The sequence below is a fragment of the uncultured Bacteroides sp. genome, assembly GCF_949298305.1.
In the GTDB taxonomy this organism is placed as follows: domain Bacteria; phylum Bacteroidota; class Bacteroidia; order Bacteroidales; family Bacteroidaceae; genus Bacteroides.
In genome coordinates, this window is record NZ_CASFWU010000028.1 from 1 (window position 1) to 25,966 (window position 25,966).

The 25,966-nt window shown below is 47.5% G+C and carries 24 protein-coding genes and 2 pseudogenes; 11 read left to right on the forward strand and 15 right to left on the reverse strand.

The annotated features are described in order from the left end of the window. From Q1Y74_RS05480 to Q1Y74_RS05505, 6 genes and pseudogenes are all read left to right on the forward strand, one after another. Window positions 1-371: GNAT family protein (locus Q1Y74_RS05480; protein WP_300812723.1), on the forward strand; the 371-nt coding region annotated here is incomplete at its 5' end. Continuing rightward, a pseudogene (locus Q1Y74_RS05485) lies at window positions 368-814 on the forward strand (GNAT family N-acetyltransferase); the annotation flags it as partial. The gene Q1Y74_RS05480 and the pseudogene Q1Y74_RS05485, both read left to right, overlap by 4 nt. After that, window positions 791-1,291, forward strand: coding sequence for a GNAT family N-acetyltransferase (locus tag Q1Y74_RS05490; protein ID WP_300812761.1), 501 nt, complete (start codon window positions 791-793; stop codon window positions 1,289-1,291). The pseudogene Q1Y74_RS05485 and the gene Q1Y74_RS05490, both read left to right, overlap by 24 nt. Before the next feature lie 78 nt (window positions 1,292-1,369). After that, window positions 1,370-1,645 carry a hypothetical protein gene (locus Q1Y74_RS05495; RefSeq protein ID WP_300812725.1) on the forward strand — a complete coding sequence of 92 codons (276 nt, stop codon included), beginning with the start codon at window positions 1,370-1,372 and terminating at the stop codon, window positions 1,643-1,645. Beyond that, entirely contained in the window at window positions 1,632-2,225 is a 594-nt protein-coding gene (locus Q1Y74_RS05500; protein ID WP_300812726.1) for a YdeI/OmpD-associated family protein, read from the forward strand. Before Q1Y74_RS05495 ends, Q1Y74_RS05500 begins: the two co-directional genes overlap by 14 nt. 12 nt (window positions 2,226-2,237) lie before the next feature. Then, complete coding sequence (locus tag Q1Y74_RS05505) at window positions 2,238-2,606, forward strand: DUF2200 domain-containing protein (protein ID WP_300812728.1); 369 nt, start codon at window positions 2,238-2,240, stop codon at window positions 2,604-2,606. A gap of 25 nt (window positions 2,607-2,631) precedes the next feature. Here Q1Y74_RS05505 and Q1Y74_RS05510 read toward each other — a convergent pair whose 3' ends face one another. Together Q1Y74_RS05510 and Q1Y74_RS05515 are read right to left on the reverse strand one after the other, a co-directional pair. Next, window positions 2,632-3,249 (reverse strand): hypothetical protein, encoded by a 618-nt coding sequence (locus Q1Y74_RS05510; protein ID WP_300812730.1) that lies wholly within the window; start codon window positions 3,247-3,249, stop codon window positions 2,632-2,634. Beyond that, the gene (locus Q1Y74_RS05515) at window positions 3,234-3,749 is read right to left on the reverse strand and encodes an NAD(P)H-dependent oxidoreductase (protein ID WP_300812732.1); all 516 of its coding nucleotides are present in this window, start codon (window positions 3,747-3,749) and stop codon (window positions 3,234-3,236) included. Before Q1Y74_RS05515 ends, Q1Y74_RS05510 begins: the two co-directional genes overlap by 16 nt. Window positions 3,750-4,484: 735 nt before the next feature. Between Q1Y74_RS05515 and Q1Y74_RS05520 the strand changes: the two genes are divergently transcribed. Next, window positions 4,485-5,189, forward strand: coding sequence for a DUF6198 family protein (locus tag Q1Y74_RS05520; RefSeq protein WP_300812734.1), 705 nt, complete (start codon window positions 4,485-4,487; stop codon window positions 5,187-5,189). A 23-nt stretch (window positions 5,190-5,212) separates the two neighbouring features. On the opposite strand, the gene Q1Y74_RS05525 is transcribed toward Q1Y74_RS05520, so the two are convergent. Both Q1Y74_RS05525 and Q1Y74_RS05530 read right to left on the reverse strand, forming a co-directional pair. Further along, window positions 5,213-5,632, reverse strand: coding sequence for a GtrA family protein (locus Q1Y74_RS05525; RefSeq protein WP_300812735.1), 420 nt, complete (start codon window positions 5,630-5,632; stop codon window positions 5,213-5,215). 28 nt (window positions 5,633-5,660) lie between these two features. Next, the gene (locus Q1Y74_RS05530) at window positions 5,661-6,365 is read right to left on the reverse strand and encodes a CDP-alcohol phosphatidyltransferase family protein (protein ID WP_300812736.1); all 705 of its coding nucleotides are present in this window, start codon (window positions 6,363-6,365) and stop codon (window positions 5,661-5,663) included. Window positions 6,366-6,665: 300 nt separating this feature from the next. Between Q1Y74_RS05530 and ald the strand changes: the two genes are divergently transcribed. Next, window positions 6,666-7,772, forward strand: coding sequence for an alanine dehydrogenase (gene ald / locus Q1Y74_RS05535; protein WP_300812738.1), 1,107 nt, complete (start codon window positions 6,666-6,668; stop codon window positions 7,770-7,772). A gap of 370 nt (window positions 7,773-8,142) precedes the next feature. Here ald and Q1Y74_RS05540 read toward each other — a convergent pair whose 3' ends face one another. The 9 genes from Q1Y74_RS05540 to rfbC all read right to left on the reverse strand — a co-directional run bounded on the left by Q1Y74_RS05540 (window position 8,143) and on the right by rfbC (window position 17,591). After that, on the reverse strand, window positions 8,143-10,419 hold the full coding sequence (locus Q1Y74_RS05540) for a GH92 family glycosyl hydrolase (RefSeq protein ID WP_300812739.1): 2,277 nt from the start codon (window positions 10,417-10,419) through the stop codon (window positions 8,143-8,145). A 374-nt stretch (window positions 10,420-10,793) separates the two neighbouring features. After that, entirely contained in the window at window positions 10,794-11,507 is a 714-nt protein-coding gene (locus Q1Y74_RS05545) for a DUF4858 domain-containing protein (protein ID WP_300812740.1), read from the reverse strand. 21 nt (window positions 11,508-11,528) lie between these two features. Further along, entirely contained in the window at window positions 11,529-12,080 is a 552-nt protein-coding gene (locus Q1Y74_RS05550; RefSeq protein WP_300812742.1) for a DUF4943 family protein, read from the reverse strand. Window positions 12,081-12,100: 20 nt separating this feature from the next. Further along, complete coding sequence (locus Q1Y74_RS05555) at window positions 12,101-13,207, reverse strand: porin family protein (protein WP_300812744.1); 1,107 nt, start codon at window positions 13,205-13,207, stop codon at window positions 12,101-12,103. Continuing rightward, window positions 13,194-13,745 (reverse strand): RNA polymerase sigma factor, encoded by a 552-nt coding sequence (locus Q1Y74_RS05560; RefSeq protein ID WP_300812746.1) that lies wholly within the window; start codon window positions 13,743-13,745, stop codon window positions 13,194-13,196. The genes Q1Y74_RS05555 and Q1Y74_RS05560 overlap by 14 nt, the downstream gene beginning before the upstream one ends. Window positions 13,746-14,163: 418 nt before the next feature. Further along, a complete protein-coding gene (nadC, locus tag Q1Y74_RS05565; protein WP_300812747.1) occupies window positions 14,164-15,012 on the reverse strand; it encodes a carboxylating nicotinate-nucleotide diphosphorylase in 849 nt (282 codons plus the stop codon). After that, window positions 15,005-15,397, reverse strand: coding sequence for a DUF4783 domain-containing protein (locus tag Q1Y74_RS05570; RefSeq protein WP_300812749.1), 393 nt, complete (start codon window positions 15,395-15,397; stop codon window positions 15,005-15,007). The genes nadC and Q1Y74_RS05570 overlap by 8 nt, the downstream gene beginning before the upstream one ends. Window positions 15,398-15,543: 146 nt before the next feature. After that, window positions 15,544-16,860, reverse strand: a complete 1,317-nt coding sequence (locus tag Q1Y74_RS05575) for a UDP-glucose/GDP-mannose dehydrogenase family protein (RefSeq protein WP_300812750.1) — start codon at window positions 16,858-16,860, stop codon at window positions 15,544-15,546. Between the two features lie 182 nt (window positions 16,861-17,042). Then, the gene (rfbC, locus tag Q1Y74_RS05580; protein WP_300812751.1) at window positions 17,043-17,591 is read right to left on the reverse strand and encodes a dTDP-4-dehydrorhamnose 3,5-epimerase; all 549 of its coding nucleotides are present in this window, start codon (window positions 17,589-17,591) and stop codon (window positions 17,043-17,045) included. A 133-nt stretch (window positions 17,592-17,724) separates the two neighbouring features. Here rfbC and Q1Y74_RS05585 point away from each other — a divergent pair, with 133 nt between their 5' ends. Continuing rightward, window positions 17,725-18,867 (forward strand): SPOR domain-containing protein, encoded by a 1,143-nt coding sequence (locus Q1Y74_RS05585; RefSeq protein ID WP_300812753.1) that lies wholly within the window; start codon window positions 17,725-17,727, stop codon window positions 18,865-18,867. A 245-nt stretch (window positions 18,868-19,112) separates the two neighbouring features. On the opposite strand, the pseudogene Q1Y74_RS05590 reads toward Q1Y74_RS05585, so the two are convergent. Then, window positions 19,113-20,130 (reverse strand): annotated as a pseudogene (locus Q1Y74_RS05590) (DDE transposase); the annotation flags it as partial. Window positions 20,131-20,455: 325 nt separating this feature from the next. Beyond that, window positions 20,456-23,176 (reverse strand): pyruvate, phosphate dikinase, encoded by a 2,721-nt coding sequence (gene ppdK, locus Q1Y74_RS05595; protein ID WP_300812755.1) that lies wholly within the window; start codon window positions 23,174-23,176, stop codon window positions 20,456-20,458. A 208-nt stretch (window positions 23,177-23,384) separates the two neighbouring features. On the opposite strand from ppdK, the gene rlmD reads away from it, so the two are divergent. Further along, entirely contained in the window at window positions 23,385-24,827 is a 1,443-nt protein-coding gene (rlmD, locus tag Q1Y74_RS05600; RefSeq protein WP_300812756.1) for a 23S rRNA (uracil(1939)-C(5))-methyltransferase RlmD, read from the forward strand. Window positions 24,828-24,841: 14 nt separating this feature from the next. Continuing rightward, window positions 24,842-25,747: an RluA family pseudouridine synthase gene (locus tag Q1Y74_RS05605; protein WP_300812759.1), complete on the forward strand. Its 906-nt coding sequence runs from the start codon at window positions 24,842-24,844 to the stop codon at window positions 25,745-25,747. Window positions 25,748-25,966 lie beyond the last annotated feature (219 nt).

Consider the following 25,966-nt stretch of genomic DNA (forward strand, 5'->3'; position numbering starts at 1 on the left):
ACTACGCCATAAGCCAACAGGAGCCCAGCGAATACTGCATTGACATAAACGGTGAAGCCGTCGGCAACATCAGTTTCATGCGGGGAACAGACGTGGAGCGCTTCAATGCCGAAGTCGGTTATTGGTTGGCAGAACCCTTCTGGAACCAAGGCATTGCCAGCCAAGCTCTGCACGAAGCCTTGCACCATTATTGTGCTGCGACAGGCGTTGTCCGCATCTTTGCCAATGTGTATGAAAACAACACCGCCTCCATGCGGGTACTCGAAAAGTCAGGTTTCCTTAAAGTAGGTATTTTTCACAAAGCCTGCTTCAAGAACGGTTGCTTTGTAGACGCCCACTATTTTGAACTGCTGAAAGAAGACTTTCTATGAACATCCAACTCATCACCACCGACAAGAAACGCTTCCTCTCCCTCCTGCTGCTTGCCGACGAGCAGGAGTCAATGATCGACCGCTACCTGGAGCGGGGAGATTTGTTCGTCATGTCCGACGCTGAAGCAATCCTCATCTCCGTAGCCGTTGTGACGGACGAGGGAAACGGAGTCCGCGAACTGAAGAACCTGGCCGTTGCACCTGCCTGCCAGCGCAAAGGGTATGGCCGGCAGATGGTGGAATACCTTTGCCGATACTATGCCGACGTATGCCACACACTACTCGTCGGTACGGGCGAAAGCAGGCAGACTCTCAGCTTTTACGAAAGCTGTGGCTTTACTTATTCGCATACCGTCGCCGACTTCTTCACCCGCAATTACGACCATCCGATTGTGGAAGACGGGAAGGTACTGAAAGATATGATTTACTTGCGGAAAAGCCTGATTGAACTTCGCAACCTTTCCCTTTCTGAACGCACCGACGACCTTATACATACTTTAACCGGATTATGGGATGCATCGATACGGGCAAGTCACCATTTCCTGACCGAGAAAGACATCCTGCAGCTCACCCCGTTTGTAGATGAAGCCATCCGAGGCATTACTTCCTTAATTGTATCGTATCAAGGCAGCCTACCGGTTGCTTTTCTGGGCATCGAAGGAGAGAAAATAGAAATGCTATTCGTTTCTCCAAACTGTTTCGGGAAAGGAATAGGTAAACAGCTTGTCCGCACAGCTATCGAACATTATCACATACGCTATGTAGACGTGAACGAGCAGAATCCCCAAGCCGAAGGTTTCTACCGACATCTGGGTTTCCACACCTTTGAGCGAACCGAAACCGACGAACAAGGCAATCCGTTTCCTATCCTGAAAATGAAACTCGAAACAAGCGACAGCAATTTTATAGCTACCGAATGACATCTGCCCCAAGAAATTTTTTACATTTGCAGGCGGAAGAAGTAATTCATCCACGACATATTAAGTAAATATCATCTTATGGAACTATCAGACTGGTTCAAAGGATTTGAAAAAGGAATTGCCCGCCTATCATCCGAACAAAGAGAAGCCTTCTTTTCGGAATGTGGCAATAATTGCGTGAAAGGCTATGTTTCCACTCCTCTACTGTGCGAGTGTTCCAAACAAAGCATCCTCTACGTCTTACGATCGTTATGGAAAAACAAAACGTTTCGAGTAACAATTTGCGAATCTATTCTACGAGGAAATCAGCATTGCGTCATGCAAATTGAAGCTAAAGACAATGGAAATACGTAATCTGTTACAAGCAAAATCGAGGAGAGAGCTACGCGAATGGCTTATGCAAAACCACAACAAGGAAACAGAATGCTGGGTGGTAGTGAAACGCGGAAGACCTACAGATGATGAAACCTTCTGGTATATTGATGCTGTAGAAGAAGCTTTATGCTTCGGTTGGATAGACAGCACAACCAAGAAGATATCTGAGGACATAACGGCTCAGCGACTTTGTCCCAGAACTCCCCGAAGCAATTGGTCGGAACTCAACAAAGAAAGATGTCGCAGAATGGAACGCCTTGGACTGATGACCGATGCAGGAAAAGCTGTTCTGCCGGACATGTCGCCTCAAGGCTTTAGCATAGACAAGGATATTTTGCAGAAGTTGAAATCCGACCCAGTGGTATGGTACAACTTCTGTCTGTTTCCGGATTTATATAAACGCGTAAGAATAGATACCATTCAAATAAAACGGCGCCAACCGAAACTTTTTGAAAGCCGCTTAAACAAGTTCATAGAGAATACCCGGAAAGGGTTGCTTTATGGAGAATGGAATGATAACGGAAGGCTAACCACGCCCCACCCCACAAAGAATCCCTAACCGAAAGAAACAATGAAACAGACCGGACAATCGACATTCGAGAAAGTATACCAGATGCCTCTTGGCAAAGTCTATCCGCTACTGGTGAACAAAGCCACTCGGAAAGGACGCACCCGCGAAGAAGTAGACGAGATAATCTGCTGGCTGACCGGGTACAGCCCCCAACAGTTGGAGGAACTGTTGAACCAGCCCACCACTTACGGCGACTTCTTCCGCAACGCCCCGGCTCCCAACCCTGCCCGCAAACTGATAAAAGGAAGCATCTGCGGCATCCGTGTAGAAGAGATTCAGGAACCGCTGATGCAGGAAATACGCTACCTTGACAAGCTGGTGGACGAACTGGCCAAAGGGAAAACGATGGAAAAAATTCTCAGAAGATGAGTAAAAAAACATAAGTCATGCCCTACTATCCCCTCAGATTACCCTCCACTTCCATCGTCTGCATCTGTTTCTTGGTGACACCGAACCGCTTGCCGTACCCCGTCCAATAGACATCAGCAGCCAAACGGAACAGGAATTTGGGTAGTGGCATCGTGGCGCGCAAGGTGCGGTAACTGCCGCTTGCCACAGACCGTGCCAGACTACGGATGCTTCTCTTTGCCACATACTTGAACGGAGTGTCAAGAATGGCCTCTCCGCCGCCCAGCATCAGGACGGACCCCACGACATAGCCATTGCGACGGCAAAAAAGTTTCATCATACGGACAGCAACCTCGTTCTGCTCCGGCTCCAGGAAGCCACAGTTTATCAAGATGGAAACCACAGGCTTGCAGACAGGCGGACAGGCTTCCAACGTCTTCAGAAAGTTCAGGAAAACAGCGGGCAAAGCATCGGCATAAAGCGGGAAAACAAACAACACATCGGTATATTCGCCCAGCATGGTACACAAATCCTTATGGTTATTCTTAGTTATGTTGCGGTAATCCGTCTCCGCCGGACAATGACGTGCAAAAATCTCCGCATACCGCTTTGAATTGGACTTCGGAGCCCGGGGGCTGCCGTTCAATATCAGAATTTTTCCCATTTCTGCAATACATTTCTAACCATATCGTCGACCAGGGACTCGGTTGTAAACACAATCTCATAACTCTCAAAACTCATGTTGCGGGCGTTACGCGCAACAAGTTGCCTGAAAATATCGCATTCCTCCTCGTCCCCGGCACCATAGACAAGGAGGGTTGCCCGTTTGGGGACGACAGACCGCTGCACATGGTGGGTCTCACCACAATGAATACGGATAAACGCCTGCTGCACGGGAATGGCACGCTCAAGCATGGTCTTCATCACGGTGTCGTAACCACCGTATCTCAACCGGCTGACGTAAAGCACGACGTCGCTCGCCGCCATGCAGGAATATACACGGGGAGCATCGTCACGAATTACACAACGGCCAGGTGTTCGGGTCCAACAGCCGAAGCAGCCCATACAACCGGCAATTTTCAAGGAAGACAGGTCAAAATAACAGATTTCACTTTTAGAGCCGACACGTATATCCAGTCGTTTGTCGCTTAAAATCAGTTTCATAAATTGGCTTGTATATTATATCAATAAACAACAGTCCGCCAGCTTTTGTTCAACAGCCTTCCGAAAAAAACGTTTATACCGCCCTTCCGGCATCCGGTACTATTCTCCAACAACAGTGGTCCACACAAAAGAGAATATGCAAAAAGAAAGAATAAACAGACAGAAACAAGCAAAAAGAAAGAATAAACAGATTTAAGATAACATAGCTATTCTCAAAAAACAAAGAAATAGAGAGAAAAAACGAAAGAAAATCATGCTTCACGCGGCTACAATGCTTGCATTAAGCCGCCACAATGCTTGTATTAAGCCGCCACAATGCTTGCTAACCACTGCCGGATGCTTGTCCGGAAGGCCGAAACAGCTTGTTTGGCGGATGAAAAGTACATGTTTATGCTTCTAAAGTGGCTTTTTAGCCCGGCAAACACCCATATTCTCCCATCCGGACAGTTATTCAAGCCGTTTTTTCTTCTATTTCAAATGTAAACATTTCGCTATCATTCTGGTTATAAACAGGAAAGGCTTCACCTGCTTCGATTTTTCGCACCGGCCTTTCCTTCTGTCCGAAATACGCGGTTCTCAAGCATTTGAAAAATCAAAATGTCAAATTGACACATATTTCCCGATTCCCCCTCACAAGGAACAATGTTTCGTTTTCGACTCAAACAGGTTGTTCTTTTCCAACCCTAAAATGAAAAATAATATGAACTTTGCAGAGTTTTATGAGAAGAATAGATTATGAGTAAATTTACGTCCAGACGTTACTTGCTGTTTGTCGTCTCTCTGTTCGTCAACGCATTCGGCATTGCCTTCATCACCAAAGCCATGCTGGGAACATCGCCCATCACAAGCGTTACCTATGTACTCAGCATGTTCACCCCTTACAGCATGGGTGTATGGACCATCCTGCTGAACCTGTTGTTCGTGATTCTTGAACCACTGTTCATGACCCGCCAGGAACTGAAGGCCGACTGGCGCATGTACGCACTTCAAATTCCCATAGCTTGCTGCTTCGGCCTCTTCATCGACTTTTCCATGTTCACACTTGCCTGGCTGCATCCGTCGGCTTATGCCACCCAGATCATCGGCCTGTTGGCAGGCTGCGTCATTCTGGCATTGGGAATCGCTTTGGAGGTCAAGGTAAATGTCGCCATGATGGCGGGCGAATACCTGGTGAACGTCATCACCCACAGGTTTCACAAAGAATTCGGCTATGTAAAGCTGGGTTTTGACATGACCCTGCTTGCCATAGCCTGCACACTGTCACTCGTCTTCCTCTCAGGGATTCACGGCGTGCGCGAGGGTACGGTAGCAGCAGCCTTGCTGGTAGGCCCCATCGTCCACTTCGTCAGTCCCTATTACCGTGTCTTCGACCGCTGGATGAGCAATCCCGCCCATGCAACGGAGGCTGTAATGAGACCACGACAAATAAAGAAACCGTAGCGTTACGGAATACCCCCCCCAATTTATCTTTGTGATATTACCGACTGCTTACGGAACACCAAACAATCTGCAAGGAAATAGTTGAAAAGACCGGAGATAAGCAAAGCCACTAGATTGCAATACACCACATCCCACCCGAATATCTTTTCAAAAATCAGCAGAAAAAGCATCTTGATAAGAAAACCTACTATCGAAGATGCGTTGAAAATCAAGAAACGAATCCAAAAGTCTCCGGAATTCTTATTATGAATTCGTTTCCTCCAAATCCAACAATACGACCATAGGAAGTTGCTCATTACGGCAAATTCAAACGAAATTATCGGTGAGACTACATACGCCCCCCAATAAGAGGTAAACAGAAAGGTAGAACAGAGCCACAGCACAAGAGTATCAACTCCTGTGCCGAACAAACGACTTGCAACGAATTCTATATAAGTACGCAAAGCTAAAAAGATTTATCCGTGTTATTCTTTAATTCCGCTTGTCTTGTGGATTATAGGGTTTCAAAGGGTCACGTTTGGACAGGATACGACGATCTTTCACAAACTGAGAAAGCCATGCCACAAACAAGAATACGGCAATGAACGCTCCTCCCAAATCGTATACTCCCAACTGCTGCCCATAAAACTCACAATGCCACTCACGCCAAGGCGTATAAATGTACAACGTGTTGATAATGATAATCACCAGACGGAATTCGGTAGGTCCGAAACAGCCATAAGTCAGACGGAATTCATCTTTAAGGATAGTACAAACGTATGTATAAATGGAAAGCACCAAATAGCCCGCCAATACCAGCAACGCAATGTTCAGTTTAAACATAGGAGAAAGACCTGCACCAATGCACATGATACAAATCGTTATCGCATCCAGGCTGTGGTCAATGAAGAAACCATATACAGGTCTTTGCGTATTGCGTACACGAGCAAGTGTTCCATCCAAACTGTCACCATACCAGTTGACAACCAAGCCAAACGATGAAAGCCATAAGAACCTAACGTCACGATTAGCAAGCACAAAACCCAGTGCACAAATAACAGCACCTATCACACCCACATAAGTTAAGAAGTCAGAAGTTACCCATCGGGGTTGCCTTTGCGCAAGCCATACAAGTATCTTCTTTTCAGCAGCATTTAGAATAGATGTCTGTATTCTATTCGATGTTTCTTTTCCCATATTGTTTTCTCTAAAATCGTGGCAAAGTTACTGCTTTCCTTTGGAAATAGCATATAAATCTTCATATTTTTGAAACATCCAGACCACTTTATTTGTTATTACCGCTTATGCCATTACACATTATCAGGCAGTCCAGCGAACCTGTCTACCGGCAAGGCCTTCTACTCGTTCCTGCACACATAAACAAGTTGAAGCATTACCGAACAATTATCTTTCTGCTATATAACACAAGTGCAAAGAATGAATTACGAAAAGAAATCGCTATATTTCGCCACGTTTAACCTTTTAATACCTGACAATATGATTATCGGAGTACCCAAAGAAATCAAAAACAACGAAAACCGGGTGGGCATGACCCCATCGGGAGTGGCCGAACTGGTAAAGCGAGGACATACGGTGTACGTACAACACACGGCCGGAGTGAACAGCGGCTTCGCCGACGAAGACTATGAAAAAGCCGGCGCACAGATACTGCCCACCATTGAAGAGACCTATGCCGCGGCAGAAATGATTGTCAAGGTGAAGGAACCCATCGCTCCGGAATACCGGCTGATACGTAGGGGACAGGTGGTGTTCACCTACTTCCACTTTGCAGCCGACCGCGAACTGACGATGGCCATGATAGAGAGTGGCGGCGTATGCCTGGCCTACGAGACCGTGGAACTTCCCGACCGCTCGCTGCCCCTGCTCATCCCCATGAGCGAAGTGGCCGGACGCATGGCCGTGCAGGAAGGCGCCCGCTTTCTGGAGAGGCCCAATGGTGGCAAGGGCGTGCTGTTGGGAGGAGTACCCGGAGTGAAACCGGCCAAAGTGCTCATACTGGGAGGAGGTGTCGTGGGAAGCAACGCCGCACAGATGGCTGCCGGCATGGGAGCCGACGTGACCATTGCCGACATCAACCTGGCCCGCCTGCGCTACCTGAGCGAGACCCTGCCCAAAAACGTGAAGACCCTCTACGCGTCCGAAGTCAGGCTGAAGAAAGAACTGCCCGATGTAGACCTGGTCATCGGCTCCGTACTGATACCCGGCGACAAGACACCGCACCTCATCACCCGCGAAATGCTGAAAATGATGCAGCCAGGCACCGTGCTGGTGGACGTGGCCATCGACCAAGGCGGATGTTTCGAGACCTCACATCCCACAACCCACAGTGAACCGACGTATACGGTGGACGGCATCATACACTACGCAGTGGCCAACATACCCGGGGCCGTCCCCAACACCTCCACACTGGCCCTGACCAACGCCACCCTGCCCTACACCATCGCCCTTGCCGGAAAAGGCTGGAAGCAGGCCTGCAAAGATAATCCCGCACTGGCTGCCGGACTGAACATTGCGGAAGGCAAAGTGGTGTACAAGGCCGTGGCCGATGTCTTCGGACTGCCCTACGAACCGGCCGACCTCTAAACTCTCCGACTCCATAAACCGCCCTCCCGGCACAAGCCGACAGGGCGGTTAACTTTTCAGCTTAAGTGATGTCATCCCGGGCAACAGAACCAAGGCATTAATATGTACGGTACATCGAAAACCGATAATCAAATAAGAATGGCATTTGACAAAGTGTCCATGCAAGTAGGAGCAGTTCCCGGGAACTGTCTACTGTTATAGATTATCAAACGAAAAAAACATCCAGTTAAATCAGAAGAAGATACAAAGTAGTACTGCAACAGTCAATGCAGTTGGAATGCTTGGTTCTTGCACTTCTCTTCGGCAACGGGGTGCCACCCTGGTGAGCGATAACTCTTTTTACTCCTCTAACTCCTGCAAGTTTCGTATGCTAATTACAATCGGTCTGTGCAGGGGATACCGGCTCTACCTGATCGACATCGTACCAGGGGGCACAAGGTTCGGAGCTCATCTCAAACTCGAGGGTGCCTCCACTCGTCAGCTGCTCGTGCGTAATGTAGCTTCTGCCGTAAGGCCGACCGTTCCACTTCACAGAGCGGATGTAACAGTTTTCGGAGCTGACGTCCGGAGCCGATATCCTGAACTCACGGCCTCCTGGCATGTGCAGCCTGACCTCGGGATAGAGCGGGGTACCTATCTCGTATTCGCCGCCAACGGGATTCACCGGATAGAAGCCCATCGCACTGAACACATACCAGGCAGACATCTGTCCACAGTCTTCGTTACCGCAGAGTCCAGCCGGTTTGTTGGCATAGAGTTCGCGCATCACACGTGCCGCATAGTGCTGGGTCTTCCAAGGCTGCCCGGCAGCATTGAACAGGTAGATGACATGATGGCTCGGCTCATTGCCGTGTACGTACTGGCCTATCATGCCCGTACTGAAGATAGGCAGCTCGTCCTCCTCAGCAGGGGTATAAGTGAACATGCTGTCCAGTTTCTGCGCGAAGCGCTCCCGGCCACCAAGCAGGTTCATCAACCCGCCAACATCGTGCTGCACTGACCAGAGGTACTGCCAACCGTTGCTTTCGCAGATGTGCGGGGTGTAGTCGTCCGGCGAGAAACCGGGCAGGAACTGTCCCTTATCGTCGCGGGGCTGCATGAAGGAGATGGCCGGATTGTAGACGTTGCGGTAGTTTAGGGAGCGTCTGTAGAACTCGGCAGCGATCTGCGTTTTCCCCATCTTTTCCGCCATGCGGGCAATGCAGTAGTCGTCGAAGGCGTACTCCAGCGTTTTGGAGAGCGACCAGTTGTCTGCATTGTAAGGGTCTGCCACGTTGTAGGGAACATATCCGTAGCGTCTGTAGAGTCCTATTCCACGATAGGCATCAAGACAGGCGGTGGTTACGCAGGCCTCCAGTGCCTTTTCGGGGTCGAAGTCCCCTATCCCTTTCAGGTAGGCATCTGCAATGACCGCCACCGCATGGTAACCAATCATCATGTCTGTCTCGCTGCCATGAAGATTCCAGACGGGAAGGCGCCCGTTCTGCTCGTAAAAGGCCAGGAGGGATTTCACCATGTCGTTCACCCGCTCCGGCTGGACAAGGGTGTAAAGCGGATGCGCTGCCCGGTAGGTATCCCACAACGAGAAGGTGCCGTAATGAGTCCATCCATTGGCACGGTGCGTCTGCCTGTCGGGGCCGTAATAGGCACCGTCCACGTCGCAATAGATGGTAGGGGCCAGCATGGAGTGATAGAGCGCCGTGTAGAACTTTACTTTTTCGTCGCGGTCGCCGCACTCTATCTGTATGACGGAAAGTATGTCGCTCCACCGTTTCCGTGCGGCCGAACGGTATTTGTCGAAGTCATCGTCGGGTACCTCGGCCGCCAGGTTACGGGCAGCCCCCTCCATGCTCACAGCGGAAAGGGCGGTGCTGAGCGTAATCTGTTCTCCCATGCGGGTAAAAAAGCCGAAGCGGCCTATGACCGATGTGCCGACACGCCTGCCATCCTTCAGCACCGGAAGACTGTCTATCTGTACGGAAGTGAACGGACGGGAGAAACGGGTGCGGAAATAAACGCGCTGGCCGCGTGCCCATCCGTCGGAAAAACGGTAGCCCTGAATAGTGACCGAATCGACCACCTCGATATGGGAGTCGTTCGTGGAGTCCCAGTTCATGGCCTTCCGCAAATTAAGGAAGACAACCGCCTCGGCTTCGGGGAAAGTATATCGCTGAATGCCGCAACGCTCTGTGGCTGTCAATTCCACGTCAATGCCGTAATCGGCCAGGCGCACCCGGTAATAGCCGGCACTGGCCAATTCGTCGGCGTGCGAAAAGAGAGAATGGATGCCCAAAGGGGAAACTGCCTCCTTATACGGTAGAGTGACCGGCATGAAAGAGATGTCATACAGGTCTCCAGCTCCGGTACCTGACAGATGGGTATGGCTGAATCCGACAATGGTGCTGTCCGGGTAGAAATAGCCTGCAATCCTGTCCCAGCCCGGTAGTCCGTTGTCGGGGCTGAGCTGCACCATGCCAAAAGGAATTTGGGCACCGGGATAGGTGTTGCCCGTATAGTCTGTCCCGATAAACGGATTCACCCACCCTGCATAAGACTCGTTGTCTTCACCTCCCGGCACCTGCCGGAAAGCACAGGCTTTCCAGACAAGGCACATCGCAATCAGGCAAATAATCTTCGTCGCATTCATACAGCCTTACATTATAAATCATGCAAAACAATTCGGATTCAATATTTCTCTGAAAGTTAATAAGTTATAGAAGTTATCACTTCGTTGCGTACCCCCTCTTGCCTCCCCCGTTATCGGGGGGGGGAGAACAACGTTAGGAGTTAAAGCCGACTTATAATGGTTAATGGTTAATGAATCGCAGAAATTTTACATTCTTCATTCCTCATTTTTCATTATCTCATCTATTGGCCTTTAACTTCTAAACCCGCCCAGGCGGGCAATCACTCCTTCTAATTTCTTTTAACTCCTGCAAGTTTGACTTCATCGATCTTCAATTCGGTAAAACCGCGACTTGAAACAATTATCGCCTAAATATACAACTTTTTCTTTACATATTACTTTTGTCCAGAATTTATCGGGTGAATTGAAGTGGAATTCAATCGGGTGGCATCCTTCTCCCACACGGATATGGAGTCACCATAAGTTCTCAAGACCTCCAGAGTGCGTGCCCTTCGCTTACGCCCCTTGATGTCCCAAAAGTCGCGAGTGAAGGGCTTCATCAGGTCCTGCCCGCCTCCTATGCTATTGACGCTCTGCCAACTCCCGACGGCCATGCCGTTGGCACGCTCGGTCACCCGGTAGCGCAGTCCGGTGGCTTCAATTTGCTCTACACTTTCGCGTGGGCCGGCATCCAGCGGACTCTTGGCCCAGTTGGAGGGAATGCTTCTGGTTCTCAATTCATAGAAAGGTCCCCTCCAGGTATTTTTATCCACCTTGATTTTCCGTTGGTAGACCGGGTCCCAATTGTAAGGTGTGTTCGGTCTGTAGGGGTACAGGGTCAGGCGTACCTTATTCTTGCGTTTGTCCGTCTCAGGCATATCGGGCAGGCTGGTATCAAAATCCATCCACGGCTTGTCCAAGGATACTTCGGGGGTTCCCACCAATCCCTCCTGATGAAGTTCCTTTAAAGCCTTCTGATTCAACTCCAGTTCTCCCTTCCCATTCAACAACTGCTGCAAGCGGATGGAGTCTTGGGGCGTCCAGTTTTGAGCGTAAAGAGGGAAGGCTGTTGCTATCAACAGCCCCCAAAGAGACAACAAACGTTTCACGAGTACTATCCTGTCGCTAAATTACCACCACATATAATTACTTCCACAAAGCGGTTCGTCGTAACAAGGGTCTATGGTCCACACCGTCCTCGGATATTTCTTTCCTTCCCACCAGCGGCGGTAGCGGGCGGCGGCATCCAGCACCTCCTCGTCAGACAAAAAATAGATGCCTTCGTAGTTTTCGGCATCAATATGTACCATCTTGCATCCCATTGAGGCATTATGTCCCAAACGGATAGTCTCAACCAACCACAAGATGCACTCTCCAAGACGAAGCTTGCCGCCGGCCGAATAAGAAACGGGAGCCAACGGGAACGAAGGTATCACGGTGAGGTCTTCGGCATACTCCAGCAGGTCTCCTATGTCGTCGTTAGTAAATTGAGGATAAATATCCTTCCCTTCGGAATCCTGAGACACATATTTGCCACTCTTCAATTGTTTGACAAACAAGTCCACATCCGGATTGTTGAAATCCAAGATTTCTTTGCCGCAAGAGGAAATCGTCAGTGTCAGGAAAACAAACAGCAACACCTGCCCGTATCTCAATAGTTTGTATGTAAAAGTCTTCTTCATCGTTGTATTCTATTTATGGGTTAATAAGTCATGCGTACTCCGCATAGCAGGTTCAAATTCGTGGGACGCTCCGAGCGCAGGCTCCGTACTCTGGAGTCAGTGTCAAAATGATGGGAAACAGTCGGCTCGGCAAAGACGGAAAAACGTTCATTGACCTTGTAGGCCACTCCTAGTCCTGCAAAGGCAGAAAGCCGAAACGGATCCTCTGCCGTCGTTTTGTTGATTGTCTTTTCAACAGTACCTCCTACAGTGGCATACCAATCTGTTTTGGAGGTTGCAGCCAGCATCACATTCATCTTTACCGGAACAGCCAGCGCATGCAGATGGTCCGCCATCCCTTCTTTAGCAGACAGATAATTGTATTGCAGACCGGCTTCAAGACTCAGGCGACTGTTGAACTTACGTTCCAATGAGACACCGGCCGTCAACGGCATCAAAAAATTGTCTGAGGGAAGCGATGTACCGGCCATCACCTTAAAACTCCAGACAGGCGAGGAATTCGTTTTCTTCATGGCAGAGACGGTTTTTTGTTCTTCATTTTCCATAGGAACAACCGATTGCTCATTTTGGTTTTCCGCATACCCCGAAACCCGCTGATAACCATCGTTTCCGTGCCTGTTTCCATAATATGAATTGCCTTGAGTCTGCTTTCCATATACTCGCTGGGTGATAGTGATAGAAACCTGAACAGACATCGTTTCATCCGTTTCTTCCACAGTCTGACCGGCCAACCCGGCAGGTTGCACAGGAGCAGGAGAATGGTTGCCGGCCTGTGCCGTCGGAGCAGTCGGATGAATGGAAGGAAAAGATTCACGCAACATGTCGGCATGAAGATTGCCCTCATGTGTCAATGCTTCCACTTGGGTGAACGCCTCTTTGATTTCTTCTTTAGGAGAAAAATACCAGAAAGCTGCCGAAGCCATTCCCAAAACCAGCACCACCGAAGCGGCAGCAACCACCCGATAGAATTTAGGAGTAAAGAAAGTGTGTGTGCTGACAGGAAGCATTCCGCTCTTGGAAGACAGCTCCTGCTGCAACTCCTCCCAAAAACCTTCACGCACCTCCATCTCTGCATGTCCAAGACGATTGCGAAACAGACCGGTTATTCCATTGTTATCTTCCTTCATATTCTGTATATTCTTTAATTCTTTTCATCAGCATACATTTGGCGCGATGAAGTTGTGAAGCAGACGAATGCTCTTTGATGTGAAGAAGTTCGGCAATCTCCTTGTGCGATTTTTCCTCAAATACATACAGGTTGAACACCGTACGGCATCCATCGGGAAGGTCGGCCACAAACTTCATCAACACTTCCTCGGGCACTTGCCCGCCGCTCTCAGCCACGCTTGCTTCGTCCAGAACATCAGGCAATTGCTCTTCGCAGACCACCAGACGGCTGAAACGCTGCTGCTTCCGCAGATAATCAATGGCCTGTGTCACCATCACTCTTGTCACCCACGTTGCCAAGGAACATTCTCCACGAAACGTAAAATGAGTGAATATTTTGACAAAACCATCGTGCAACACATCATGAGCCGCATCCAAATCGCCCGTATAACGATAACACAATGCCAACATCTGCCTGGAATAGAGGGTATACAGTTCCCTCTGGGCAAAATTCTTTCCTGCCCGACAGCCCTCTATCAACTCTATCTCGTTTTCCAATGTCAGTGTCTTTTTTTACGGGCGTTTTTCGCGCCATTTACCATAAAGACGCAGTATCTGGCAAAACACTGCTTCTATTAATCTAAAAAGAAGTTAAAGAACGGATAAAATATTTCCTGATTCAAGTTTCGCAAGAACTCAATTTACTAGTTGACAAGGCTACAGTCAACAAGTCTACAAGGTACGGAATGTCCTGCTTGATAAAGTGCCGCATGAAACGGATCGCTACAAACGTCTTGTCAACTCGTCAACTTGTTACTCGTCAACTGCAACTTGAGCTTGCGGAAGTTGAGTTTCTGAAAGTACAAAACCAATCCGGTCTCTGCCTTATTCCATAAAAAAACCTCTCCGTAGACTGCAACATGATGCAGCCTACCTGAGAGGCTCTCTATTCAATCATCAAAAATTACAGCGCTTGTCAGCAAGCCTTAAAACTCATATCCAGTCCTTTCACTGAATGAGTCAAGGCACCTACTGAAATAAAATCGACTCCACACTCGGCATAATCGCGCAATGTATCGAAGGTGATGCCTCCGGACGATTCCGTCTCGTAGCGTCCGCCCACCATTTCCACAGCCTTTTTCGTCATTTCGGGAGTGAAGTTGTCGAACATGATACGGTCCACTCCGCCCAAATCGAGCACCTGTTGGAGTTCGTCTAAGTTACGTACCTCGATTTCTATCTTCAAGTCTTTACCTTTCTCCTTACAATACTCTTTGGCCCGCGTAATAGCCTTGTCGATGCCGCCTGCAAAATCAACATGATTGTCCTTCAATAGAATCATATCGAAGAGGCCGATGCGGTGATTGACACCACCGCCTATCTTGACCGCCATCTTTTCGAGAATACGCATACCCGGAGTCGTCTTGCGGGTATCCAAAACCCGGGTCTTTGTGCCCTTCAATCTTTCGGCATACTTGTGCGTCATCGTGGCAATGCCGCTCATCCGTTGCATGATGTTCAGCATCAGGCGTTCTGTCTGCAACAACGACTGCACCTTGCCTTCCACCACCATCGCCACATCACCCGGCTTCACTTCCGCTCCGTCGTTAATGAACACTTCCACTTTCATGGTGGGGTCAAAACGGCGGAACACCTCTTTGGCGATTTCTATGCCAGCCAAAATTCCGGCTTCCTTAATCAACAGTTTGGACTTCCCCATTGCAGTAGCAGGGATACATGACAATGTCGTGTGGTCGCCGTCACCTATATCTTCGGCAAAAGACAAATCTATCAGTCTGTCTATCAACTCTTCTTCCTTATTCATTGGTCTTATCAATTCTTATTTGATGTATGACATATTTGTTTTGAACTCTCCTGAAAAAACAATTCACTCGGAAGTTTCCATTTACTGTAGCCAACGTACCGATCACAAAACTTGATTCGTCACGTTTGCCTTGATGATTTACATCAAACCCTTTCACTTTATTGCTGGAAAAGAAACTAGCCATCTCATTTTCTGCCAACTGCTTGTCCATGTTAGTAGAACGGTTTTGAATTATCAAATCCACTTTATCACCCAGATACCTGTTCAGTTCCTGAGAGTTTCCTTTCTTGAAGGCAACAATTACCCCAACCGGAACATCCTGGGCAAACGCCAAGGAGACCCAAACAAAGAGATTGGCCAACAATAGAGCTACCCGTTTTTTCATTTTCACAAGTATTAATGATACGCAAAGGTAAACATTTATTTTATAAAATATAGAGGATGAGGCGTTTTTTCTTACTTTTCCAACAAAACAGGCCTTGCAAATGATTGATTTGAGAGCATCGGACAAGAATTGTTTTCTTATTAAAACTATTTTTTCCCGATACAATGATAAACAAAACCCAGTTCCTCAAGTTCCTTCTTTTCGTAAATGTTACGGCCATCGAAAACGACCGGATTATTCATCGTTTTTCTAATGACTCCCCACGAAGGGAGACGGAATTCTTTCCACTCAGTCACTAACATTAAAGCATCAGCATCCAACACCGCATCATACATATCACTGGCATAATATACATGTTCTCCAAGCCGATGTCTGCACTCATCCATAGCAACCGGATCATAAACCCTGACCTTGCAATTTGCCTTCAGCAACTTATCTATCAACACCAAAGCCGGCGCTTCACGCATATCATCTGTTTCGGGTTTAAATGCCAGTCCCCATAATGCAACGGTTTTACCCGGCAATTTTTGTTCAAAATAAGAATCCAGTTTGTTAAATAATACACTTTTCTGACGCTCGTTTACCTCTTCAACCGCTGACAGTACCCTCATTGTGTAACCATTCTGTTCGGCAGTCTTAATTAAAGCCTTAACGTCCTTTGGAAAGCAAGAACCTCCATAACCTATTCCTGGATATAAGAACTTACGGCCTATGCGGGTATCTGAACCGATTCCACTACGTACCATATTGACATCAGCCCCCACCAATTCGCACAAATTGGCAATATCGTTCATAAAACTGATACGAGTAGCCAGCATGGAATTGGCAGCATATTTTGTCATTTCTGCAGAAGGAATATCCATGAAAATCACACGAAAATTATTAAGAAGGAACGGCTTATATAGTTTGCTCATAATCTTGCGAGCGCGTTCAGACTCCACCCCCACAACCACACGGTCCGGACTCATAAAATCATTGACAGCATTTCCTTCTTTCAAGAACTCAGGATTGGAAGCTACATCAAATTCTATATTGACGCCACGTTTGTCCAATTCCTCACAGATGGCCTTACGAATCTTTTCAGCAGTACCTACCGGTACTGTACTCTTTGTAACAACCAAGACATACTTATTCATATTCCGTCCAATGGAATGGGCCACTTCAAGTACATGAGTCAAATCTGCACTACCGTCTTCATCCGGAGGAGTACCAACCGCACTGAAAACCACCTCAACGTCGTTCAAGCAAGCCTGTAAGGAAGTAGTAAAATGCAAACGGCCCGCCTTTACATTCCGATTCACCATCTCTTCAAGTCCATTCTCATAAATAGGAATAATTCCTTTCTTCAGGGACTCAATTTTATCACTGTTGGTATCTACGCATACAACATTGACGCCTATTTCCGCGAAACAAGTACCTGTAACCAAACCGACATATCCGGTACCTACAATGGCAATCTTCATATAAGCTTATATAATTTTAGTTTTGCAAATTGATATAAAACGTAGTCAAGCCAGCAACCTTGTTAATAAGACATCTGCCATACACTCAAACTTACCGGCTTTAAATACTCAACTAATCCTGGCGAGCGGTAACTTCTTTAAGACCAATAACTCCTGCAGGTTTTACATTTGCCGGATTTGAGTTATTTAAAATATTCAGCATCTTTAAACGAAACGGCTTGTTCATCTTTTACAGACAATACAAGCGAATCAGGAGCGATGGGCCAGTCAATTCCAATTGTTTCATCATCATAACGAATGGAAGCCTCATGAAGAGGAGCGTAAACATTATCGACTTTATACGTAAATATAGCATATTCACTCAACACCAAAAAGCCATGTGCAAACCCTCGTGGAATAAAAAACTGACGTTTGTTTTCCTCACTTAATTCCACACTGACATATTTTCCAAATGTGGGAGAAGAAAAGCGCAAGTCAACAGCTACATCCAGTACACGCCCCTTAATGACACGCACCAATTTAGCTTGGCTGTATTCCCCCCTTTGATAATGCAACCCCCGTAATACGCCAAAACTAGATTGGGATTCATTATCCTGGATGAAATGCACTTCACCGACTTGGTTTCTAAATTCCTCCTCTTTAAAAGCTTCCATGAAATATCCTCGGGCATCAAAGAACACCTTCGGTTCAATGACCCAAACGCCATCTATCTCTGTCTGTATATAATTCATATTCTACTGAATGTTATGTAAAACAGTTACAAAAATAGGATTTTTTTTCAAGCTCTATTCAAAATAGCTGAGGTTTATAATTTATTAGTGCCTAAAAGTGGGTTTTAATCAAGAATTACGCTATTTTTGTAGCATGAATGAACTATCGCAACACATAGAGAACTTATTATTGGAAAATGACTGTGTCATTGTTCCTGACCTGGGAGGCTTTATCGCTCACCATACATCTGCAACAAAGATAACAGACGAGAATAAATTTCTCCCTCCGACCCGAATCATCGGATTCAATCCACAATTAAAAATGAATGACGGCATGTTGGTTCAGTCTTATATGTCTGTATACAACACCAGTTTTCCGGATGCTACAAAATTAGTTGAACGGGAAGTAAAACAATTGCAGGAAAAGCTCCACGAAAATGGCAAAGTAAACTTGGCCAACATTGGTGAATTGCGATATACCATTCACGAAACATACGACTTCATACCTTATGACAATAGAATAACTACTCCATATCTATACGGACTGGAAAGCTTTGAAATGCAGGAATTGCCAACTCTGAAGAAGCCATATACAATTAAGTCACCCACGACCTTCCCCACAACTTCCAAAGGGAGGAGCCAAAGAAGAAGAATTGCAATCAGGCTTAACCGTTCCTATATACCCAATGCGGCCGCAATAGTTGCCATATTTGTGCTTTTTTTCCTATTATCCACTCCTGTCAAAAATACAGAAGTTATGAACGAAAATTATGCACAGTTACTTCCTGAAGAACTTTTTGAAAAGATAGAAAAGCAATCATTGGCTATCACTCCTGTATTCACACATGTACATGAAAGTAAAAGTCATGTACAGACAGCCCCAAAGCAAACTATACAAGACAAAAAGAATGTCGTACCGGTTGCGGTAAAAGAAGTCAAGGTTAAGCAAGAGCAAATTTTCCCCGCTGTTCTTTCCACTAAGAAGAATGATAAAGTTGCTATCTCAGCCAAGCCCATAGCACCCGCTCCTGCACCCCAGATAGAAACAAGGCAAAACAACGCAAATAAGGCTACACATTTCCACATTATCGTTGCCAGTATGGGCACAGAGAAAGACGCACAGGAAATGGCCCGCCAATTAATGGGACAAGGATATAAAGATGCCCAAGCATTGATAGGAAATGGCCGAATGCGTGTTAGCATTCAATCCTTTCCCACTCAAAAAGAGGCATACGAAGCCTTGCAACAGGTACGTAAGAATAAAAGTTTCGAAGGAGCGTGGGTACTCAGACAATAAAGAATGCTCATCCTGTGTGTATTGAACCGAACGAACATAAGCAGCGACACAGGGATATCCAGTAAATGTCTCTAAAATAAAGATGGCATGTGAAGTGATTATGGTCTATCATCTTCATATGCCATTATCATTGTCATTTTCTCGTGCTCTCTCACATAATTTTATCCAGCAGGTCATGACACTCCTGAAGAAGTCTGATAACCTCTTCTGCCCTTGTGAATAAAATCATGTCATTCACCTGCCGCACATCTCACTTTCACATTCATGAGCTTTTGCTGCATACGGATACAGTCCTTCAGACGTATACCTTCATTGAAAGCCTTGAACGAGATGTGTTCGATGAACGATATGCCGTCTATCTGTATGTTGTTAACCTTTGCACCAAACTCGACGGATTTGGCTTCCTTGCCTCTTACGATGGGACGTATATAATGACGGTCAATGCTGACAATACGGTCACTGACCTTACGGCCTTCAAACATTTCCTTTTCCTATACAAGAACTTTTCTGATGATGGGAAGACGCTTCTGGTAGACCTGTGTATATCGTAGTACGGCTCCGTAATCTCTATGAATCTTATCCATCTGTATGAGAAGTTTTTCAAGAAACCTGAGCATACGACGCTTGAGCATCCTTGTCCTTGATGCCTTTCTTTTTCTTTTCTTACAGTAGGACAGATAGGATTCCGCCACATCAGCATATTTGTTGCGTGGGCGTCTTATGCCAAGCTCCTTGCAATGCCGGCAGATATGTCTGAAAGCCATTCGAGACATTCCCAAAGAGACTTCATGTCTGTAGGGAAACGCATATGGCTCTCATAGCAAGTGTCATCTGTCATACACACGTGAAGGTTCTCAAGATATGGTTTCCAGTGTATGGCCAATATCTCCTGAAGGGATGCAATCTCATTACGGATGGCGCTGACTATCTTGTAGTCGGTTATGGGGAAAGATGGGTCTATCATGATTCTGCAGAACAACTGGTAATGTATGCATTAAGGTGTTCCACCAGATGTCTGTCGGAGAGTCCGGTGTAGGATTTCAGGACCATAATGGCAATCTTTGCGGAAGGACTGAATATGTTCCAGCGTCAAAGACGGTTTTCCGACAGCCCCATGGCTTTTGCCATAACTTCAAAAGGGAACACTGAATGAAGCCTGCCAAGCTCACTCTCATTAAAACTCTTGCGACATTTTTCCAGAATATCAAATTCTGTAAAGCCCAAAGTTGGGTGAATTTCAGAAACATTTTGTATTTTAGCCATATCTTTCTTGGGGGATTTCCCCCGTTTTGGCCGTCAACCCTTATTTTCGGGGAATACCTAAAGATACAAAAAAGCCAACCGATTCGCAACAATTTGTGTATGAATCAGTTGGCTATTTTTATACTATTTACTGAATGTCACTATGGAGATGATAAAGCAAAATCACTACATATACCATTATTATTGTCATTCTGTGTTTTCTCACATAAGAAGAGGTCTCCATTGAAGAAAGCCACCCATATACAAAGAAACAGAAAAGGCCGGGACGCCACATTAGGAGTCCTGGCCTTTCAATTGTAAAAACTATCTAACTTTAAAAAGTAACTTATTCTTCAATGGCAGCCTGCGCCGCAGCCAAACGTGCGATAGGTACACGGAAGGGTGAGCAGCTGACATAGTTCAAACCAACTTTGTGACAGAACTTCACGGAAGAAGGTTCACCGCCGTGTTCGCCGCAGATACCACACTTCAGGTCGGGACGTACGGCACGCCCTTTTTCGGTAGCCATACGGATGAGCTGGCCTACACCATTCTGGTCGAGAACCTGGAACGGGTCTACCTTCAGAATCTTCTTCTCCAAATAGATAGGCAAGAAAGAAGCAATATCGTCGCGAGAATAACCGAAGGTCATCTGAGTCAAGTCGTTCGTACCGAATGAGAAGAACTCTGCTGAAGAAGCGATGCGGTCTGCCGTCAGGGCTGCACGCGGAATCTCAATCATCGTACCTACCTTGAAGTCGATGCTGTCGCCCACTTCCTCAAACAGCTTGGCAGCTTCACCACGGATAACGTCTTCCTGCTGCTTGAACTCATAAAGAATACCGGTAAGGGGTACCATGATTTCGGGATGAGTTTCTACGCCCTCCTTCTTCAGTTCAAGGGCTGCACCCAGAATGGCACGTGTCTGCATCTGCGTGATTTCAGGATAAGTGTTACCCAAGCGGCAGCCACGGTGACCCAACATGGGGTTGTGCTCGCAGAGAGCCTCTACACGCTGCTGGATGTACTGCAAGCTTACGCCCATAGCTTCGGCCATTTCCTGCTGACCTTTCAAATCGTGAGGAACGAACTCATGCAAAGGAGGATCGAGCAGACGTACAGTCACCGGACATCCTTCCATGGCTTTGAAGATGCCCTTGAAGTCTGCTTGCTGATACGGAAGAATCTTGTGTAAAGCTTTGCGACGGCCTTCAGCATCTTCTGCCAGAATCATTTCACGCATAGCCTTAATCTTCTCACCTTCAAAGAACATGTGCTCCGTACGGCAAAGACCGATACCTACGGCACCAAAGTTACGTGCAACCTGTGCATCGTGCGGCGTGTCAGCGTTCGTACGTACTTGCAGACGAGTGTACTTATCGGCCAGCTTCATCAGTTCGGCAAAGTCGCCGGAGAGTTCGGCAGCCTTCGTTTCTACCTTACCATTATAAATTTCACCGGTGCTACCGTTCAATGAGATAAAATCACCTTCCTTCAGTACAACACCGTCTACTTCTACGGTACGTGCCTTGTAGTCGATATTCAATGCGCCCGCACCCGATACACAGCACTTACCCATACCACGGGCAACCACAGCAGCATGTGAAGTCATACCGCCACGAGCTGTCAAGATACCTTCGGCCACAGCCATACCGGCCAAATCTTCGGGAGAAGTCTCGATACGTACCATTACGACACGCTTACCGGCAGCACGCCATTCAGCAGCATCATCGGCAAAGAATACAATTTGTCCGCAAGCGGCACCCGGAGAAGCCGGAAGACCACGAGTGAGCACCTTGGCTTGCTTCAGGGCAGCCTTGTCGAATACGGGATGAAGAAGTTCATCGAGTTTGTTGGGCTCGCAACGCAGCAAGGCTGTTTTTTCGTCAATCATACCCTGACGCAACAAATCCATGGCAATCTTCACCATTGCGGCACCTGTACGCTTACCGTTACGTGTTTGGAGGAACCAAAGTTTGCCTTCCTGTACAGTGAACTCCATATCCTGCATGTCGCGGTAATGGTTCTCCAACTTCGTCTGCAAGGCATCCAATTCCTTATAGATTTCAGGCATAGCCTCTTCCATGGAAGGATATTTGCTGGCACGCTCTTCTTCGCTGATACCAGCCAGTTCTGCCCAACGCTGAGAACCGATCTTGGTAATCTGCTGCGGAGTACGGATACCGGCTACCACGTCTTCACCTTGAGCATTAATCAAGTATTCACCGTTGAACAAATCTTCGCCCGTAGCGGCATCACGGCTGAAGCATACACCTGTAGCGGAAGTGTCGCCCATGTTACCGAATACCATCGCCTGTACGCTGACGGCTGTACCCCATTCATCAGGTATACCTTCCATCTTACGATAGAGAATGGCACGCTCGTTCATCCAAGAGTTGAATACAGCACAGATGGCACCCCACAGCTGCTCGTAAGCAGAGGTCGGGAAGTCTTTGCCGGTACGTTCCTTCACGGCAGCCTTGAATTTCTTAACCAGTTCCTTCAGGTCTTCCACTTCCAGTTCGTTGTCCAGTTTCACGCCTTTGGCATGCTTCACTTCTTCTATAATAGCTTCAAAGGGATCCACATCTTCCTTGTTGGCCGGTTTCATGCCCAGTACTACGTCGCCATACATCTGGACAAAACGGCGGTAAGAATCCCATGCAAAACGTGCATTGCCAGTTTTGCGGGTCAATCCCTCCACAACTTCGTCGTTCAAACCCAGGTTCAAAATAGTATCCATCATACCAGGCATGGAAGCGCGTGCTCCCGAACGTACGGAAACCAACAACGGATTCTCCACGTCACCAAACTTGGAGCGCATCAACGTTTCTACGTGTGTAATGGCTTTTTCCACTTCGTCCTTCAGGAGGGCAACCACCTTCTCCTGCCCCATTTCATAGTATTCTGTACAAACTTCTGTCGTGATGGTAAATCCGGGAGGAACAGGAACTCCGATTAGATTCATTTCTGCAAGGTTCGCACCTTTACCACCCAAAAGGTTTCTCATGTCGGCCTTTCCTTCTGCCTGACCGTTACCAAAGGTATAAACTCTTTTTTTGTCCATAATAAAAATTTAAAGTTTATGAATTTGTGATTCTTTCATTTTTCTGTTCGCAAATCTAACGATATTTCGTAGACTATAAAAACTTTTTAAGAGAAAAAATCTGCCGAAATGCAATTTCCACATTGCAATATTGAATATCCTATCCCCATCGAGGAAAATATCAAAAAAATAGCTACTTTTGCCGGAAATTTATTAGAATGGTATAAAAGTGGCAAGAAAGAGAAAAGAACTTCCCCTGCTGGAAAAGGTGGAAATAACAGATGTGGCTGCCGAAGGAAAAGCCATTGCGAAAGTAAACGACCTGGTAGTCTTTGTGCCTTATGTAGTGCCCGGCGACATAGTAGACCTTCAAATCAAACGGAAAAAGCACCACTATGCCGAGGCCGAAGCGGTGAAGTTTCACGAATACGCTAAAAACAGGGCCGTACCCTTCTGTCAGCATTACGGCGTGTGCGGCGGATGCAAATGGCAAATACTGCCCTACACCGAACAACTCAGGTTCAAACAGAAGCAAGTAGTGGACAACCTGACCCGTATCGGAAAAATTGAACTGCCCGAAATATCGCCCATACTTGGTTCGGAGAAGACTCAGTTTTATCGCAACAAGCTGGAATACACATTCTCCAACAAACGGTGGCTGACAGCCGAGGAGGTGAAGGAAAACGTAGTCTACGAACAGATGAACGCCGTAGGCTTCCACATCCCCAATGCGTTTGACAAAGTACTGGCCATCGAGAAGTGCTGGTTACAGGACGACGTTTCCAACCGCATCCGAAACGCCGTGCGCGACTATGCCTACGAGCACAACTACCCCTTCATCAACCTGCGTACCCATGAGGGAATGCTGCGCAACCTGATTGTACGCACATCGAACACGGGTGAACTGATGGTTATCCTGGTGAGCAAGATAGAGCGCGACGAAGAAATGGAGCTGTTCAAGCGACTGCTCCAGTTTGTTGCAGACTCATTCCCTGAAATCACCTCCCTACTCTACATCGTCAACAACAAGTGCAACGACACCATCACCGACTTGGACGTACAGGTATTCAAGGGAAAGGACCACATCTTTGAAGAGATGGAAGGCCTTCGTTTCAAAGTAGGTCCCAAATCCTTTTATCAGACCAATTCCGAGCAGGCTTACCATTTATATAAGGTGGCACGCGACTTCGCGGGTCTTACCAGCAACGAACTCGTCTACGACCTCTACACCGGCACGGGCACCATCGCCAACTTCGTCTCGCGTCAGGCCAAGCGGGTCATCGGCATTGAGTACGTGCCCGAAGCTATCGAAGACGCCAAAGTCAATTCCGAAATAAATGGCATAAAAAACACCCTGTTTTTTGCTGGAGATATGAAGGATATGCTGACGCAGGATTTTATTGTCCAATACGGACGTCCCGATGTCATCATCACCGACCCGCCCCGTGCTGGTATGCACCCAGACGTGGTAAACGTCATCCTTTTTGCACATCCTCGCCGCATCGTCTATGTCAGCTGCAACCCCGCCACCCAAGCACGCGACCTCCAGTTGCTTGACATCAAATATCGGGTTAAGGCCGTACAGCCTGTAGACATGTTCCCCCACACACACCATGTGGAAAACGTAGTACTGCTTGAACTGAGAGAAGAAACCGACTCATCCAACCTTTAAAATACCCTACCCTCGTGGCAAAAGAAAGATACAGCGCAAAAGCCCGCGCCCAATATACGGACTATACCGTCAGAGAACCCATGGAACTGATGGAGTTTCTGGCAGCCATGATGCCCCAGGCAAGCCGCACCAAGCTGAAATCACTCCTGAGCAAACGCATCGTCTATGTGGACAACGTCATCACCACCCAGTACAATTTCCCTCTGAAGCCCGGCATGAAGGTACAGGTCAGCCGAGACAAGGGCAACCGGGAGTTCCACAACAAACTGCTCAAGATTGTCTATGAAGATGCCTACCTCATCGTCGTGGAGAAGATGCAGGGCCTGCTCTCCGTCAGCACCGAGCGACAGAAGGAACGCACGGCCTGCACCATTCTCAACGAATACCTGAAACATACGGGCCGTCACAACCGCGTTTACGTAGTACACCGTCTGGATCGAGACACTTCGGGCCTGATGATGTTTGCCAAGGACGAAAAAACCCAGCACACCCTGCGCGACAACTGGCACCAGCTCGTCTTCGACCGCCGCTACGTGGCCGTGGTGGCCGGCGAGATGGAGAAGAACGAGGGCATTGTCCGCTCGTGGCTCACTGACCGCACTTTCTATGTCTACTCCAGCCCTACTGACGACGGGGGCAAGGAAGCCATCACCCACTACCGTACTATCAAACGTGCCAACGGCTACTCGCTGGTGGAGCTACACTTGGAGACGGGACGCAAGAACCAAATACGCGTACACATGCAGGATTTGGGACATCCCGTCGTAGGCGACGGGCGCTACGGCCTGGAAGACCTCAACCCTCTGGGCCGTCTGGCCCTCCACGCCTTCAAGCTCTGCTTCGACCATCCGGTCACCGGCGAAGAGATGAGATTCGAGACTCCCTACCCGCCCGATTTCAAGAAACTCTTCTTGAAGTAACCCGCATTTAGGTATCCCGCTATCGGCCACCGTTGGTACCGGACATGGAAAGACCGGAGTAAGCATAGCTACATAGCTAGACAGATGAGATATTCTGCCTAGCTTTGTCAGAAACTAAATCAGGGATATTCAGTAAATGTCCCTACAAAGTAAGATGGCATATAAAGTCGATAGAGTATAATCACTTTATATGCCATTATTATTGTCCTTTTTCCGTGT

Bases quoted from the DNA above. Each gene is read 5' to 3' on its own strand.
- nadC (WP_300812747.1), bottom strand. From the start codon at position 15,012: ATGAATAAGGAAGAAGAGTTGATAGACAGACTGATAGATTTGTCTTTT.
- Q1Y74_RS05520 (WP_300812734.1), top strand. From the start codon at position 4,485: ATGAGTAAATTTACGTCCAGACGTTACTTGCTGTTTGTCGTCTCTCTG.
- Q1Y74_RS05530 (WP_300812736.1), bottom strand. From the start codon at position 6,365: ATGGGAAAAGAAACATCGAATAGAATACAGACATCTATTCTAAATGCT.
- Q1Y74_RS05510 (WP_300812730.1), bottom strand. From the start codon at position 3,249: ATGGGAAAAATTCTGATATTGAACGGCAGCCCCCGGGCTCCGAAGTCC.
- Q1Y74_RS05570 (WP_300812749.1), bottom strand. From the start codon at position 15,397: ATGAAAAAACGGGTAGCTCTATTGTTGGCCAATCTCTTTGTTTGGGTC.
- rfbC (WP_300812751.1), bottom strand. From the start codon at position 17,591: ATGAATTATATACAGACAGAGATAGATGGCGTTTGGGTCATTGAACCG.
- Q1Y74_RS05515 (WP_300812732.1), bottom strand. From the start codon at position 3,749: ATGAAACTGATTTTAAGCGACAAACGACTGGATATACGTGTCGGCTCT.
- Q1Y74_RS05550 (WP_300812742.1), bottom strand. From the start codon at position 12,080: ATGAAGAAGACTTTTACATACAAACTATTGAGATACGGGCAGGTGTTG.
- Q1Y74_RS05490 (WP_300812761.1), top strand. From the start codon at position 791: ATGATTTACTTGCGGAAAAGCCTGATTGAACTTCGCAACCTTTCCCTT.
- Q1Y74_RS05500 (WP_300812726.1), top strand. From the start codon at position 1,632: ATGGAAATACGTAATCTGTTACAAGCAAAATCGAGGAGAGAGCTACGC.
- Q1Y74_RS05540 (WP_300812739.1), bottom strand. From the start codon at position 10,419: ATGAATGCGACGAAGATTATTTGCCTGATTGCGATGTGCCTTGTCTGG.
- ald (WP_300812738.1), top strand. From the start codon at position 6,666: ATGATTATCGGAGTACCCAAAGAAATCAAAAACAACGAAAACCGGGTG.
- Q1Y74_RS05505 (WP_300812728.1), top strand. From the start codon at position 2,238: ATGAAACAGACCGGACAATCGACATTCGAGAAAGTATACCAGATGCCT.
- ppdK (WP_300812755.1), bottom strand. From the start codon at position 23,176: ATGGACAAAAAAAGAGTTTATACCTTTGGTAACGGTCAGGCAGAAGGA.
- Q1Y74_RS05585 (WP_300812753.1), top strand. From the start codon at position 17,725: ATGAATGAACTATCGCAACACATAGAGAACTTATTATTGGAAAATGAC.
- Q1Y74_RS05495 (WP_300812725.1), top strand. From the start codon at position 1,370: ATGGAACTATCAGACTGGTTCAAAGGATTTGAAAAAGGAATTGCCCGC.
- Q1Y74_RS05575 (WP_300812750.1), bottom strand. From the start codon at position 16,860: ATGAAGATTGCCATTGTAGGTACCGGATATGTCGGTTTGGTTACAGGT.
- Q1Y74_RS05555 (WP_300812744.1), bottom strand. From the start codon at position 13,207: ATGAAGGAAGATAACAATGGAATAACCGGTCTGTTTCGCAATCGTCTT.